Below are 15,067 nucleotides of genomic sequence, written 5' to 3'. Positions count from 1 at the left end.
CCCATGCACCTCAAGAGTCTGACACTCAAGGGATTCAAATCCTTTGCGTCGGCAACGACTCTTCGGTTCGAGCCGGGGATCACCTGTGTCGTCGGCCCGAACGGCTCGGGTAAATCCAACGTCGTCGATGCGTTGACCTGGGTGATGGGCGAGCAGGGCGCGAAAGCCCTGCGCGGCGGCAAGATGGAAGACGTCATCTTTGCCGGCACCTCCGGCCGCGCGCCGCTGGGCCGCGCCGAAGTGACCCTGACCATCGACAACGCCGACGGCGCGCTCCCGATCGAGTACTCCGAGGTGTCGATCACGCGCCGCATGTTTCGCGACGGCGCGGGGGAGTACGAGATCAATGGTTCGTCCTGCCGCCTGATGGACGTCCAGGAACTGCTCAGCGACTCGGGTATCGGCCGCGAAATGCATGTCATCGTCGGGCAGGGACGGCTCGCCGCGATCCTCGAATCCCGCCCCGAGGATCGACGCGCCTTCATCGAAGAAGCCGCGGGAGTCCTCAAACATCGCCGCCGCAAGGAAAAAGCGGTGCGCAAGCTCGATTCCATGCAGGCCAATCTCGCTCGACTCAGTGACCTCACCGCGGAACTGCGTCGGCAACTCAAACCGCTGGGGCGCCAAGCCGAGGTTGCTCGGCGAGCACAGACGGTCCAGGCTGACCTGCGTGATGCAAAGATGCGGCTGGCCGCTGACGACCTGGTGACCCGTCGAACTCAACTGAACGACCAGGCGCAGGACGAGAAAGCGGCCCGTGAACAGCACAACCAGGTGGCGGCCGCGCTCGACGAGGCCAACCTCGAACTCGGGCGTCAGGAGCAAGCTCTCGCTCGACTGACTCCGGGATCGGAAGCCGCCGCGCAGAGTTGGTTCCAGCTCTCTGCGCTTGCCGAACGAGTCAACGCCACCGTGCGCATCGCCCGCGAGCGTGCACGCCATCTCGACTCCGAACCCGTCGGCAACCGCGGCCAGGACCCGGAAGAGATGGAAGCGCGAGCCGAACGTCTTGCGGCCGAGGAGGCCGAACTCCTCGAAGGCGTAGAAATCGCGCGAGCGGCGGCGGAAGCTGCTCGGGACCAGCTGGAGGCCACCGAAGATGCTGCAGCAGAAGCGGAACGGGCGCACATGGCGGAAGTTCGTGCCGTCGCCGACCGCCGTGAAGGACTTGCTCGACTCTCCGGCCAGGTCGACACTCTGCGTACCCGCGTCGAATCCGTCGACGCGGAAGTTTCTCGACTGACCGAGGCGATCGACGAGGCCCGTCTGCGTGGGGATGCCGCACAAGCCGAGTTCGACACGGTGCAGGAAAGCATCGGGGACCTCGACGCCGGTGAAGTCGGCCTCGACACCAATCATGAACGGGCAGTCGAAGCTCTCGAAATGATCGATGCACGCGTCGAAGAACTTCGCGAGGAAGAAAAGACGAGCGGGCAACGCATCGCTTCGCTCCGTGCGCGAATCGAAGCGCTGTCGATGGGCTTGCAGCGCAAGGACGGTGGCGGCTGGCTGCTCGAACACCGGCGCGGCGACGGCATCACCTCGCTGGTCGGATTGATTCACGTCGAACCCGGCTACGAAATTGCAATCGCTGCCGCGATGGGGCCGGCAGCGGACGCCGTCGTGGCGCAGTCGTTGGATTCGGCTCGCTCGGCTGTTGCGGCACTGGCCGATCAGGACGGTGGGCGTGCGTCACTGATCGTGAGCGGTGAACCGGCGATCGAACGCGAGAGCGAGATCGCACCGGGCAGCCGTCATGCCGTCGACGTCATCGACTGCCCTGACGAGTTGCGTGCCGGATTGACCGCAATCCTCGATGGCGTCGTCCTCGTCGAAACTCTCGATGACGCGATTCGAGTTGTCGCTGACCACAAGGGAATGCGTGCAGTGACGCGTTCCGGCGATCTGCATGGCCCGGGGTGGATGATCGGCGGGTCGGATCGGCAGCCGAGCACGCTGGAGGTCCAGGCGGCGATCGACGCGTCGACGGCGGAGTTGACGGCCACGGAAAGCCGATCCGAAGAACTCGACGCTGCGCTGTCCGGCGCGCTGGCCGAACAGGCTGCTCGACGCGAGACCGCGGAGCAGACCTTGGCCGCGCTCAACGAATCGGACGCTGCCATGTCCGCCATCTACGAGCAGTTGGGCAGATTGGGGCAAGCCGCGCGCGTGGCCCACGCGGAATCCGAGCGATTGACCGCCCAGCGAGTGCGTGCCGAGGAGAGCCGCGGTGAGTCTCTGACGAAGCTGGCAGACCTGGAGGAACGACTCCGTGTCGCCGAAACCGACGGCAGTGCACCGGGGCACGGCGCGGAATCGACCGCTGCCGATCGTGAAATGGCGGCAGCCGCGTTGGCGGAAGTACGCATCGTCGAAATGGATGCCCGCCTTGCCGTGCGCACCGCCGAAGAGCGCGCGGAATCCGTACGCGGAAAGGCTGATTCGCTTCGCCGCGCCGCTGCTGCCGAACGAGAGGCGCGGATTCGTGCCGAACGGGCTCTGCGCGCCAGAGCGCACGCTGCGGAAGTTGCAGCTGCTGTCGCCGAATCGGGACAGCGTGTGGCGGCCGAACTCGAGACCGTCGTTGCCGCAGCTCTTGCTCACCGCGACGAGTTGGCTCGGGCACGCTCCGAGTGCACGGCGAAGCTGGATCAGGTCCGAGAGATCGTCCGGGCACTGACCGGACAGCTCGCTTCACTCACCGACGCCGTCCATCGCGACGAGGTTGCGAAGGCTCAGGCAGCGCTGCGCATCGAACAACTCGAGGAGTCGATCCTCGATCAGTACGGTATCGGCCTCGACGATCTGATAGCCGAGTACGGACCCGACGTCGAACTGCCGCCGACCGCCCTCGAAATCGAGGAGTACGAGCAGGCCAAGGAGCGCGGGGAGCAGGTCACCGCCCCCGCTCCGCTTCCGTACGACCGTGCGACTCAGGAACGGCGCGCCAAGCGGGCGGAGAAGGACCTCGCCACCCTCGGCAAGGTCAATCCGCTGGCGCTCGAGGAATTCGCAGCGCTCGAGGAGCGGTACACCTTCCTCTCCACTCAGCTCGAAGACGTCAAGACCGCACGCAAGGACCTTCTCGCCGTGGTCGCAGACGTGGACGCACGAATCCTGCAGGTGTTCACCGAGGCCTATGCAGACGTCGAGCGGGAGTTCGTGGGCGTGTTCGAGAAACTGTTTCCCGGGGGAGAAGGACGACTGGTTCTCACCGATCCGTCGGACATGCTCACCACAGGCATCGAGGTCGAAGCCCGTCCGCCCGGGAAGAAGGTCAAGCGGTTGTCGTTGCTGTCGGGCGGCGAGAAGTCGTTGACCGCGGTGGCCATGCTGGTCGCGATCTTCCGGGCACGCCCGTCCCCGTTCTACGTCATGGACGAGGTCGAGGCGGCGTTGGACGACACCAACCTGCGGCGGCTGATCGGACTCTTCGAACAATTGCGGGAGAAGTCGCAGTTGATCGTGATCACCCACCAGAAACCGACGATGGAAATCGCCGACGCGCTGTACGGCGTCAGCATGCGCGGCGACGGCATCACCACCGTGATTTCGCAGCGACTTCGCGGTCAAGACATGGCCTCTACGTAAGCCCTGCTCACTTTCCGGGTCGGAGCCTGAAACAATGGGCCGGTGACTACCCAGGCATGGATCATCATCGCGGCTGTAGCGGCCGTACTACTCGTCGTTCTCGTTGCCGGATTCCTGCGCTACCGCAAGGGGCAGGTTTCGCTGAAGGCGCCCGAGACGAAGCCGGAGCTCGGCGCCCCCGAGAAGGACAAGTCAGGCGGCTACAAGGCCGGCGGCGGGTTCAACTTCAGTCAGGGGTCGACGGCAACAGCGCCACCTCCGGTGGTTCCGACACCTCCGTTGGCGGAGAAGCCGCCCGTCGTCGAAAAGCCGGTTGTCGAAGAACCGATCGTCGAAGAACCGGTTATCGAGGAACCAGCTGTCGCGGAACCGGTCGTCGAAGAACCCGTTGCGGAGAAGCCGGCCGTCATCGAGGAGCCGGTAGTAGAAGAGGCACCGGTAGCAGAACCGGTTGTCGAAGAACCTGTTGTCGTTCCCGAGCCTGTTGTCGTTCCCGAACCTGTCGTCGTTCCCGAAACCGTCGAGCCAGCACCGCGCGTACTGGACGAGATCGACCCGACCGAGGGTCGGCTGGACCGACTGCGCGGGCGCCTCTCTCGCTCGCAGTCGGCAGTCGGCAAGAGCTTGCTGGGTCTGCTCGGTGGCGGCGATCTGGACGAGGATTCGTGGGAAGAAGTCGAGGACACCCTCCTCATCGCGGACCTCGGCTCCGCGACAACGGAGAAGGTCGTCACGAAGCTTCGTGAGCAGATGGCGGCCCGCAGCGTCCGGACCGAGGCTGCCGCCCGCGCCCTGCTGCGCGAGGTGTTGATCGCCGAACTGCGTCCCGAACTGGACCGCTCCATTCGCGCCTTGCCGCACGACGATCACCCGGCTGTTCTGCTCGTCGTCGGCGTCAACGGGACGGGAAAGACCACCACAACCGGCAAGCTGGCTCGCGTGCTCGTCGCCGACGGTCGTCGCGTCGTGCTCGGTGCCGCGGACACGTTCCGCGCCGCCGCTGCTGATCAGCTCCAGACGTGGGCCGAGCGTGTCGGCGCTGAAGTTGTTCGCGGCAAGGAGGGTGGAGATCCCGCTGCGATTGCCTTCGACGCGGTCTCACGGGGCATCGCGGACGGCGTCGACGTGGTCCTGATCGACACCGCCGGCCGCCTTCACACCAAGACCGGTCTGATGGACGAGCTCGGCAAGGTCAAGCGGGTCATCGAGAAGAAGGCGTCGGTCGACGACGTTCTGCTGGTTCTCGATGCGACGGTCGGCCAGAACGGACTGGCGCAGGCTCGAGTGTTCGCGGAGGTCGTGGACATCACCGGCGTCGTACTGACCAAGCTGGACGGAACTGCCAAGGGCGGAATCGTCTTCCAGGTTCAGCATGAACTGGGTGTGCCGGTGAAGTTGGTCGGTCTCGGTGAAGGTGCCGACGACCTGGCGCCCTTCGAGCCGGGTGCGTTCGTCGACGCCCTGCTGGGCTGACGCCGCGGTGCGCCTTTTCGGTAGCGCGAACCACCGAAAAGGCGCACTGGGGGCGTAGAACCCCCTGGCGAAACCTGTTTGCAACAAAGTTGGGCAATTGGTTCACGTCTGCGAAACGCGACAGCGCCATGGACGAAACACCAGCCCAGCACTCTTCTCCTTAACGACGTGCTGTCCGGCACGTGCGACTAGGAGGTAGTAAGTGAGTACCGACGATTTGTTGGCGAACTCCGGTAACGCCGCATGGATGCTGATGGCTGCATCTCTGGTCTTGCTGATGACACCCGGCCTCGCTTTCTTCTACGGCGGGATGTCTCGGTCCAAGTCCGTGCTGAACATGATGATGATGTCCTTCGGGGCAATGGCCGTCATCGGCGTCATCTACGTTCTGTGGGGATGGTCGATGTCCTACGGCACCGAGAACATCGGGGGCATTTTTGCCAACCCGTTCGAGTTCTTCGGTCTCAAGAACAGCATCACCGATGCTGACGGCAACTTCATCGCCGGCGCCTGGGGCTACCCCAACGTCATCGACATCGCGTTCCAGGTGACGTTCGCGATCATCACCACCGCCCTCATCAGTGGCGCCCTGGCCGAGCGAGTCAAGTTCGGCACCTGGCTCCTGTTCTCGGGTATCTGGGTCACCGTCGTCTACTTCCCCCTCGCACACATGGTGTGGGGCGGCGGACTCCTTTCGGGCTCCGAGGACGGCATCGCGGCAAAGCTCTTCGGCACCACGGTCAACGACGACGGAGTCACCGTCGCCAACGTCGCTCCGATCGACTTCGCCGGTGGCACAGTCGTTCACATCAACGCGGGTATGGCCGGTCTGGTCCTCGCTCTCATCGTCGGCAAGCGTCTCGGCTTCGGCAAGACCGCCTTCCGTCCGCACAACCTGCCCTTCGTGATGCTCGGCGCCGCACTGCTCTGGTTCGGTTGGTTCGGCTTCAACGCCGGCTCGGCATTCGCCGCCGACGGAAACGCCGGTCTCGCCTGGGTCAACACGACCACCGCGACGTGTGCCGCAGTCCTGGCCTGGCTCGCCACCGAGCGTATTCGTGACGGTCACGCCACCAGCCTCGGCGCAGCTTCCGGTGCGGTCGCCGGTCTGGTCGCCATCACTCCTGCTGCCGGTGCGCTCAACCCTGTCGGTTCCATCTTCCTCGGCGCCGTTGCCGGCATCCTGTCCGCTCTCGCAGTCGGCCTGAAGTTCCGCTTCGGCTTCGACGACTCGCTCGACGTCGTCGGCGTTCACCTCGTCTCCGGCCTGTGGGGCACGATCGGTATCGGATTCTTCGGCACCGCAACCGGCCTCTTCTACGGCGGCGACTACAAGCAACTGGTGGTTCAGATCGTGATCGCACTCGCAGCACTCGTCTTCACCGGCGTCCTGACGACGATCATCGGCTTCGCACTCAAGCCCCTGGGCTGGCGAATCTCGGCCGAGGACGAGGCACGCGGCATCGATGAGACCGAACACGCAGAGACCGCATACGACCTCGCGTGATCAGCACGTGAATAAAGTGAATTCAGGCACTTCAGAGTTTGGAAAGGGATGAGCACATGAAGCTGATCACAGCAATCGTCAAGCCGTTCACGCTCGAGGACGTCAAGACCGGACTCGAGCAGGCCGGAGTGCTGGGAATGACAGTCAGCGAAGTTCAGGGCTACGGCCGACAGAAGGGCCACACCGAGGTGTACCGAGGCGCGGAGTACTCCGTGGACTTCGTACCCAAGGTCCGGGTGGAGGTCGTCGTCGACGACGCGGCCGTGGACAAGGTGGTCGAGGTGATCGTCGAGGCCGCTCGCACCGGCAAGATCGGTGACGGCAAGGTGTGGGTCTCGCCAGTCGAGTCGGTCATCCGGGTTCGCACCGGGGAACGCGGTGGCGATGCACTCTGACCCGAAAGGGTCCGAGAACTTCGGCCCTGGTTCCGTCGCGAAAGCGACGGGGCCAGGGCCGGTCTCGTCAGGGGGATCCGACGAAGCTGCGGACCTGGCCCGCGCACGCAAGGCCCTACTCACCGGAGGCGTCAAGAACAGGAGGCTCGACGCCCCCTCGCTGCGACATGCACTGGTCGATCTGCACGAATTCTGGTTGACCACCAAGGGGACCGAACTGGGCATCAAACCGGATTGTGGGTTCGCCATCGTCGCCGTGGGTGGTCTGGGCCGACGCGAACTGTTGCCGTATTCCGATCTCGATCTGATTTTGCTGCACGACGACATGGACCCAGCGGTCGTGGCCCAGGTCGCGGACAGCCTGTGGTACCCGCTGTGGGACGCGCACATCAAACTCGACCACAGCGTGCGGACGCTTCCGCAGGCGCTTCAGGTTGCGGCTACCGACATGACGGCGGCACTCGGAATGCTCGAAGCACGCCACATTGCCGGCGATGTGGAACTGAGCAACCTGTTGATCAGTGGTGTCCGTCGACAGTGGCGAATGGACATCCGCAGCCGATTCGACGAACTGATCACCCAGACCCGTACGAGGTGGGAGCGCAGCGGCGAGATCGCCCATCGCGCCGAACCCGATCTCAAGAGCGGACGTGGCGGACTGCGTGACGTCCAACTGCTCAACGCCCTGTCCATCGCGCAATTGACCGACGGGATGCCGGGGCTGGGACCCAACTCGCCCGGCGGCGGTCTGGCACTTGCGCACAGGCGGTTGCTCGACGTGCGCACCGAACTTCACCGCGTTGCCGGTCGCGCCCGCGATCAACTGCGAGCGCAGGACGCCGACGAAATCGGTGCGGCGCTGCGGATCGGTGATCGATTCGACCTGGCACGCCTTCTCAGCGAATCGGCGCGCACCATCAGCTATTCGGTCGACGTCGGTATCCGTACCGCCGGAAACTCCTTGCCCCGGCGTGGTTTGTCGCGGCTGCGTCGCGCGCCGGTGCGGCGGCCACTGGACGAGGGCGTCGTCGAGCATGCCGGCGAAGTTGTTCTGGCGCGCGATGCGAGACCGAAGAAGGATCCCGGTCTGGTGATGCGGGTCGCGGCAGCGGCGGCCACCAACGGCATGCCCATCTCCGCGTCGACTCTCAATCGCCTGGCCGACAATGCCCCGGAACTGCGCGAGCCGTGGCCGAAGAATGCGGTCAACGATCTCCTTGTCGTGCTCGGTTCGGGATCGCGTGCCGTTCCGGTGATCGAGGCGATGGACCGGACCGGGCTCTGGGGTCGACTACTGCCGGAGTGGGGGACCATTCGCGATCTTCCGCCGCGCGACGCCGTCCATACGTGGACGGTGGATCGCCACCTCGTCGAAACCGCCGCGTATGCAAGCGGATTCACCACGCGCGTCGCTCGGCCGGACTTGCTCATGCTCGGTGCGTTGATCCACGACATCGGCAAGGGGCGAGGGGGAGACCACAGCGTCGTCGGCGCCGAATTGGCCACCGCGATCGGAAATCGTTTGGGGCTCTGGCCTTCCGACGTCGCGACGTTGACGGCGATGGTGCGCTATCACTTGCTGTTGCCGGAAACCGCCACCCGTCGCGACCTCGACGATCCGGCAACCGTGCAGCGAGTGGTCGACGCACTCGAAGGGGACGGGACGCTCCTCGATCTCCTGCATTCGTTGGCTGAGGCGGATTCGCTGGCCACTGGGCCTGGCGTCTGGGGCGACTGGAAGTCGTCGCTGATCGGTGAGCTCGTGCGTCGATGCCGTTTGCTGATGGCGGGGGAGGACCTCCCACAACCCGATCCACTCGCTCCCGAGCAGTTGGCCATCGCCGAGGAGGGCGGGGTTCACGTCTCGCTCGTGCCGGCCGAGAATCCGCACACCTACGTCGTGACGGTCATCGCGCCCGACGCTCCCGGGCTGCTGTCTCGGGCTGCCGGAGTTCTGGCGCTGCAGTCGTTGCGGGTGCATTCCGCATCGCTGGGGTCGCATGCGGGTTCGGCGGTCAACTCGTTTGTCGTCACGCCGAGATTCGGCACACCTCCGCAGGCGGTGTTGCTCAGGCAGGAATTGATCCGGGCTTCGGCCGGCGAGCTGAATCTGCTCGAACTTCTCGACGCCAAGGACGAGGAGGCACGGGCGGAGCAGTGGGACGACCCGATCCAGACCAACAAGGATTCGGCGGTTCCGGTGCTCTATTCGCAGGCGCCGCCGCGGGTCATCTGGTTCGACGCGCCCGGTGACGGTCACGCGATCCTCGAATTGCGTACCGAGGACCGCGTCGGCCTGCTCTGCCGACTGGCCGCAGCACTCGAACACAGTGGTGCCGACATCCGATGGGCGAAGGTCGCCACGTTGGGTTCCTCGGTGGTCGACGCGTTCTGCCTCGACTTCGGTGAGGCAGATACCCGCGCCGCGCGAGAGCGCGTCGAGGAGGCAGTGCTGGCGGTGGTTCCGGTGCCACAACCGAAGAAGAAAGAGGATTGACGGACCGGTTTCGGCAGTTACGCCCGCATCGGCTGGGATCGGTGCGGGCGTAGCGGCTAGGCTGGTGCCCGAGAATATCCACGGCTAACTCGCACGACCTTCAGGAGCGCACTCGGTGTTCGAATCCCTTTCCGACAGATTGACCGGATCTCTCAAGGATCTGCGTGGCAAGGGTCGTCTGTCCGGCGCCGATATCGACGCTACGGCCCGCGAGATCCGCCTTGCCCTGCTCGAGGCCGACGTCGCGCTTCCCGTAGTGCGTAGCTTCATCGCCAAGATCAAGGAACGCGCCAAGGGCGCCGAGGTCTCGGGTGCACTGAACCCGGCCCAGCAGGTCGTCAAGATCGTCAACGAAGAGCTGGTCGAGGTTCTCGGCGGCGAAACCCGTCGACTCCAGTTCGCCAAGACTCCGCCGACGGTCATCATGTTGGCCGGTCTGCAGGGTTCCGGTAAGACCACGCTGGCCGGAAAGTTGGCCAAGTGGCTCAAGGATCAGGGGCACACACCCCTGCTCGTTGCCTGCGACCTTCAGCGTCCCGGCGCCGTCACTCAGCTCCAGATCGTCGGTGAGCGTGCAGGCGCTGCGGTCTTCGCGCCGCATCCCGGCACCTCCATCGGCGGTGGCGAGAACGCACTGGGCGTTTCCGCAGCCGACCCCGTCGAGGTCGCTCGCGCCGGCGTCGAGGAAGCCCGCAACAAGCATTACGACGTCGTGATCGTCGACACCGCCGGTCGTCTCGGCATCGACTCGGAGTTGATGGCGCAGGCCGCCGGTATCCGTGACGCCGTCAACCCGGACGAGACCATCTTCGTTCTCGACGCCATGATCGGTCAGGACGCGGTCAGCACCGCCGACGCTTTCCGTGAGGGAGTCGGCATCACCGGCGTCGTCCTCACCAAGCTCGACGGCGATGCCCGCGGTGGCGCCGCACTGAGCGTGCGCGAGGTCACCGGCCAGCCGATCCTCTTCGCGTCCACCGGCGAGAAGCTCGAAGACTTCGACGTCTTCCACCCCGATCGCATGGCCAGCCGGATCCTCGGCATGGGCGACGTCCTGAGCCTCATCGAGCAGGCCGAGCAGGTTTTCGACGCCGATCAGGCCGAAGCGACCGCAGCCAAGATCGGTTCCGGCCAGCTCACCCTCGAAGACTTCCTCGATCAGATGATGGCCGTCCGCAAGATGGGCCCGATCGGCAACCTCCTGGGTATGTTGCCGGGTGCCGGCGGCATGAAGGACGCGCTTGCCAACGTCGACGAGAAGCAACTCGATCGCATTCAGGCAATCATCCGCGGTATGACGCCCGCCGAGCGCGACGATCCGAAGATCATCAACGCCTCACGCCGACTACGCATCGCGAACGGTTCGGGCGTCAAGGTTTCCGACGTCAACCAGCTGGTGGATCGCTTCTTCGAAGCCCGCAAGATGATGGCTGCCATGGCCGGCCGCATGGGCATGCCCGGCGCACGCAAGCAGGTTCGCAGCAAGAAGGGCAAGAAGGGCAAGAAGGGCGGCAAGGGCCCGACGCAGCCCAAGATGCGCGGAGGATTCCCCGGTATGGGCGGATTCCCGGGGATGCCCGGCGGAATGCCGGCCGGTATGCCCGACCTGTCGAACATGCCCAAGGGTCTCGATCAGTTGCCGCCCGGACTGGAAGGCATCGATCTCTCCCAGCTCAAGCTGCCCAAGAAGTAGTCGGTGGCTGCGCTTCATCTCCGGGGTATCGGTCTGCCCGATGCCGAGCCGATCGAATTGTGGATCGTCGACGGGCTGATCTCCTTCGAGCCGGTGTCCGGTGCGGAGACGATCGTCGAATCGGGTTGGATCACACCGGGTCTCGTGGATGCGCACTGTCACGTGGGCATCCGCTACGGCGGTGGTGGGGGCGAAAACGTCGACGGCTTGCTGGGGCAGGCGAAGACCGAACGTGACGCGGGTGTGCTGTTGCTCCGCGACGCCGGATCACCGGTCGACACCAGGTTCGTCGACGAGCGCCTCGACCTGCCGCGGATTATTCGCGCAGGCCAGCACATCGCGGCACCCAAGCGATACATCCCGGGCCTGCCGGTCGACCTGGACAACGAATCTCAGCTGCCGGCCGAGGTAGTGCGTCAGGCACGCGCCGGTGATGGTTGGGTCAAGCTCGTCGGCGACTGGATCGACCGTTCCATCGGTGACCTCGCCCCGTTGTGGAGCGACGAGATCCTGGTCGAGGCCATCGCTGCCGCCCACGCCGAAGGCGCAAAGGTCACCGCTCACGTCTTTGCCGAGGACGCCCTGCCCGGCCTGATCAACGCCGGCATCGACTGCATCGAGCACGGAACCGGATTGACGGACGCGACCATCGAGTTGATGGTCGCTCACGGCACGGCCCTGGTTCCGACGCTGATCAACATCGCTACTTTCCCCGAGATCGCGGACTCCGCCACGCGGTATCCGATCTACGCCGCGCACATGCGCGATCTGCACGCTCGTCGACACCAGACGATCGGTGCCGCTCACGAGGCCGGGATTCCGATCTATGCCGGAACGGACGCAGGCGGATCGATCAGGCACGGGCGGATCGCCGACGAGATCGCCGAACTCGAAGTTGCCGGATTGACAGCTCACCAGGCGTTGGGCGCAGCGAGCTGGGACGCGCGGAGTTGGTTGGGTGCGCAGTGCATCGAGGAAGGAGCGCCCGCCGACCTGGTGGTTTACTCCGAAGATCCGCGCGGAAACCCCGATGTGCTCGCGAAGCCGACGCGTGTCATCCTCCGCGGCACCCCCGTGAGTGGTTAGGGAGTCCCCGCACTCTCGAAGCGCGCACAGGGTGGTTTCCGAACGAGCCCACCCATCTGGCACAATGGACCATTGTTCGTCGCATCCGGTTACGTACCGCTGCGACGGTCACAGGATAGAGGCAAAACCGGGCTCACAAATCGTGTGGGTCGCTGAATTGCACGTGACATGCGCAGCACTGTTGTGCGCGCTGAAGGAGAACTGCAGCTGTGGCTGTCAAAATCAAGCTCACCCGCCTCGGCAAGATCCGCAACGCTCAGTACCGCGTTGTCATCGCCGACTCGCGCACCCGTCGTGACGGCCGTGCGATCGAGACCATCGGCAAGTACCACCCCAAGGAAGAGCCCTCGCTGATCGACATCGATTCCGAGCGCGCTCAGTACTGGCTGTCCGTGGGCGCACAGCCCACCGAGCCCGTCGAGGCACTCCTCAAGATCACCGGTGACTGGCAGAAGTTCAAGGGCCTGCCGGGCACCGAAGGCACCCTGCGCGTCAAGGAAGCCAAGCCCACCAAGCTCGAGCTCTTCCAGGCTGCGCTCGCGCAGGCCGAGAACGAGCCGGTTGCAGAAGCAATCACCCCCAAGAAGAAGAAGGCTGCAAAGGCTGACGAGGCCAAGGCAGAAGACACCGCGGCTGACGCCGAGGCTCCCGCTGCAGACGCCGAGGCTGCTGACAAGTGAGTGCCGTCGTCGCTGATGCGGTAGAGCATCTCGTGCGTGGCATCGTCGCCAATCCCGACGATGTGCGTGTCGAGCTGATCACCGGACGTCGGGGACGGACCGTCGAGGTGCACGTGCACCCCGACGATCTCGGCAAGGTCATCGGTCGGGGTGGTCGCACGGCGACCGCTCTGCGGACCTTGGTCTCCGGCATCGGTGGCCGCGGTATCCGTGTTGATGTCGTCGACACCGATCAGTAGACGGCAGTAAACAGGTGGAACTCGTAGTCGGTCGTGTCGCGAAGTCGCATGGCATCAAAGGTGAATTGGTAGTCGAGGTTCGTACAGACGAGCCCGAGGATCGTTTTGCCGTAGGTTCCGTGCTGCGTGGGCGCAAGCCGCGCGAGTCCACACTGAAGTCGTACACAGTGGAAGCCGCCCGGGATCATTCCGGGCGGCTTTTGCTGCGCCTCGAAGGCGTCAGTGACCGCGGCGACGCAGATGCGTTGCGCGGCACACTGTTCGTCATCGACAGCTCCGAACTCGAGCCTTCGGACGATCCGGACGAGTTCTACGATCACGAACTCGAAGGGCTGAAGGTCGTCCTCACCGACGGTACCGAGGTCGGTTCGGTCATCGAGGTATTGCATTCCGCGGCAGGCGAATTGCTTTCGATTCGCCGTACCGGTGAGACGTCCGGTGAATTGCTGATCCCGTTTGTCGCCGCCATCGTCACCTCGGTGTCGATTGCTGACGGCGTCGTGGTGATCGAGCCTCCCGAGGGACTGCTCGACCCGGATTTCGGCGACAAGTCGAACAGTGACAATTCGAACTCAGACAACGACTGATCGTTTGTCATGCGTCTCGACGTCGTCACCATTTTTCCCGAGTATCTCGAACCGCTTCGTGCTGCCTTGCTGGGCAAGGCAATCGAACGTGGCTTGATCTCGGTCGACGTCCACGATCTTCGGTCGTGGACCCATGACGTACACAAAGCCGTCGACGATTCTCCGTACGGCGGCGGACCCGGCATGGTCATGAAACCCACCGTCTGGGGTCCGGCACTGGACGACGTGATCGGGCGCTCCGATTCTTCCGGCCCGGATGATGCCGAGACTATTCTGGTGGTGCCCACTCCCGCCGGCGTTCCGTTCACCCAGGAGACCGCGCACCGCTGGTCCACCGCCAAGCACCTTGTCTTCGCCTGTGGCCGATACGAAGGTATCGATCAACGGGTTTTCGACGACGCCGCCAAGCGGGTCAGGGTCGAAGAAGTCAGCATCGGCGATTACGTCCTGATCGGCGGTGAAGCAGCCGTGCTGGTGATGGTCGAGGCTGTTGTGCGACTGATGCCCGGCGTTCTCGGCAATCAGCTGTCACACCAAGAGGATTCGTTCTCCGACGGTCTTCTCGAAGGGCCTAGTTACACTCGCCCGGCTGTGTGGCGCGACCTCGAAGTTCCGCCGGTTCTGCTTTCCGGTGATCACGCGAAGATCAAGGCTTGGCGCCATGAGCAGTCGCTGCAGCGCACGGCCGAGCGTCGACCGGATCTTCTTCCTTAGGTATTTCGCTTCAACCAGGTGATGCTTGCGCCGTCGTCGAGCGATTCGGTTGCAGTCGGTGTGAACAGTGTCGGCGCGTAGTCACCTCTGATCATCGGTATGCTTGCGCCGGCGACAACCGGATACCTCTTGATGATCAACTCGTCGATCTCCGGTAGTAGTTCGCCGGCGAGAGTTCCGCCTCCGCACAGCCAGATATGCTGTCCCTCTTCTCCTTTGAGGGATTTGATTGCTGCCAGTGGGTCGGTGCGGACGATTGTGACCGCGTGATCCTCGGCGTCAGGGACGGTTGTGGAGACGACGAACTGGCGCAGGTGTGCGAAGGGGCTTCTCACGCCGGCGGTCAGCCCGGGTTCGTAAGAGCCGCGGCCCATGATGACCGTATCGAAGGTTCTGTTGGGCGCGTCCTCGATTCCGAGAGCGGGCCGCACATGCGTTGGCACGGTCTCGGGATATCGATCGCGTATCCAGGCCGTGATCTGTTCGGATACCGGAAAGAAATCGAATTCGCCGTCTGGTCCCGCGATGTAGCCGTCGAGAGAAGCTCCCACGTAGTACACAAGCTTTCGCATCTTGACGCTCCGTTCGTAGTACTATGTTTGTAG

The 15,067-nt window shown here is 64.3% G+C and carries 12 protein-coding genes; 11 read left to right on the top strand and 1 reads right to left on the bottom strand.

What is annotated here, in order from left to right; genetic code table 11:
• The first annotated feature begins 3 nt into the window (after nt 1-3).
• From smc to trmD, 11 genes are all read left to right on the top strand, one after another.
• Entirely contained in the window at nt 4-3,591 is a 3,588-nt protein-coding gene (gene smc / locus I7X09_RS02045) for a chromosome segregation protein SMC (protein ID WP_200315345.1), read from the top strand.
• A 42-nt stretch (nt 3,592-3,633) separates the two neighbouring features.
• Nucleotides 3,634-5,064 (top strand): signal recognition particle-docking protein FtsY, encoded by a 1,431-nt coding sequence (gene ftsY, locus I7X09_RS02040; protein ID WP_200315336.1) that lies wholly within the window; start codon nt 3,634-3,636, stop codon nt 5,062-5,064.
• A gap of 247 nt (nt 5,065-5,311) precedes the next feature.
• Complete coding sequence (locus I7X09_RS02035) at nt 5,312-6,571, top strand: ammonium transporter (RefSeq protein ID WP_042450902.1); 1,260 nt, start codon at nt 5,312-5,314, stop codon at nt 6,569-6,571.
• Between the two features lie 56 nt (nt 6,572-6,627).
• Nucleotides 6,628-6,966 (top strand): P-II family nitrogen regulator, encoded by a 339-nt coding sequence (locus I7X09_RS02030; RefSeq protein WP_003942772.1) that lies wholly within the window; start codon nt 6,628-6,630, stop codon nt 6,964-6,966.
• On the top strand, nt 6,956-9,463 hold the full coding sequence (locus tag I7X09_RS02025; protein WP_095969233.1) for a [protein-PII] uridylyltransferase: 2,508 nt from the start codon (nt 6,956-6,958) through the stop codon (nt 9,461-9,463). Before I7X09_RS02030 ends, I7X09_RS02025 begins: the two co-directional genes overlap by 11 nt.
• A gap of 115 nt (nt 9,464-9,578) precedes the next feature.
• On the top strand, nt 9,579-11,156 hold the full coding sequence (ffh, locus tag I7X09_RS02020; RefSeq protein WP_003942713.1) for a signal recognition particle protein: 1,578 nt from the start codon (nt 9,579-9,581) through the stop codon (nt 11,154-11,156).
• Nucleotides 11,157-11,159: 3 nt separating this feature from the next.
• Nucleotides 11,160-12,242 (top strand): amidohydrolase family protein, encoded by a 1,083-nt coding sequence (locus tag I7X09_RS02015; RefSeq protein WP_200315334.1) that lies wholly within the window; start codon nt 11,160-11,162, stop codon nt 12,240-12,242.
• A 209-nt stretch (nt 12,243-12,451) separates the two neighbouring features.
• A complete protein-coding gene (rpsP, locus tag I7X09_RS02010) occupies nt 12,452-12,922 on the top strand; it encodes a 30S ribosomal protein S16 (RefSeq protein ID WP_003942818.1) in 471 nt (156 codons plus the stop codon).
• A complete protein-coding gene (locus I7X09_RS02005) occupies nt 12,919-13,161 on the top strand; it encodes an RNA-binding protein (protein WP_003939023.1) in 243 nt (80 codons plus the stop codon). Before rpsP ends, I7X09_RS02005 begins: the two co-directional genes overlap by 4 nt.
• Nucleotides 13,162-13,175: 14 nt before the next feature.
• Nucleotides 13,176-13,748 (top strand): ribosome maturation factor RimM, encoded by a 573-nt coding sequence (rimM, locus tag I7X09_RS02000; protein ID WP_021343908.1) that lies wholly within the window; start codon nt 13,176-13,178, stop codon nt 13,746-13,748.
• A 9-nt stretch (nt 13,749-13,757) separates the two neighbouring features.
• A complete protein-coding gene (trmD, locus tag I7X09_RS01995) occupies nt 13,758-14,462 on the top strand; it encodes a tRNA (guanosine(37)-N1)-methyltransferase TrmD (protein WP_095969235.1) in 705 nt (234 codons plus the stop codon).
• On the opposite strand, the gene I7X09_RS01990 is transcribed toward trmD, so the two are convergent.
• Nucleotides 14,459-15,034: a dihydrofolate reductase family protein gene (locus I7X09_RS01990; protein WP_200315327.1), complete on the bottom strand. Its 576-nt coding sequence runs from the start codon at nt 15,032-15,034 to the stop codon at nt 14,459-14,461. The genes trmD and I7X09_RS01990 overlap by 4 nt on opposite strands.
• Between the last annotated feature and the right edge of the window lie 33 nt (nt 15,035-15,067).

The organism is Rhodococcus sp. P-2, from assembly GCF_016598535.1.
GTDB classification, from domain to species: Bacteria; Actinomycetota; Actinomycetes; order Mycobacteriales; family Mycobacteriaceae; genus Rhodococcus_F; species Rhodococcus_F baikonurensis.
The sequence above is the reverse complement of the archived record's forward strand: the minus strand, read 5'-3'. Positions and strand labels throughout refer to the sequence as shown.

Bases quoted from the DNA above. Each gene is read 5' to 3' on its own strand.
- I7X09_RS02025 (WP_095969233.1), top strand. From the start codon at position 6,956: ATGCACTCTGACCCGAAAGGGTCCGAGAACTTCGGCCCTGGTTCCGTC.
- trmD (WP_095969235.1), top strand. From the start codon at position 13,758: ATGCGTCTCGACGTCGTCACCATTTTTCCCGAGTATCTCGAACCGCTT.
- I7X09_RS02035 (WP_042450902.1), top strand. From the start codon at position 5,312: ATGCTGATGGCTGCATCTCTGGTCTTGCTGATGACACCCGGCCTCGCT.
- I7X09_RS01990 (WP_200315327.1), bottom strand. From the start codon at position 15,034: ATGCGAAAGCTTGTGTACTACGTGGGAGCTTCTCTCGACGGCTACATC.
- smc (WP_200315345.1), top strand. From the start codon at position 4: ATGCACCTCAAGAGTCTGACACTCAAGGGATTCAAATCCTTTGCGTCG.
- I7X09_RS02030 (WP_003942772.1), top strand. From the start codon at position 6,628: ATGAAGCTGATCACAGCAATCGTCAAGCCGTTCACGCTCGAGGACGTC.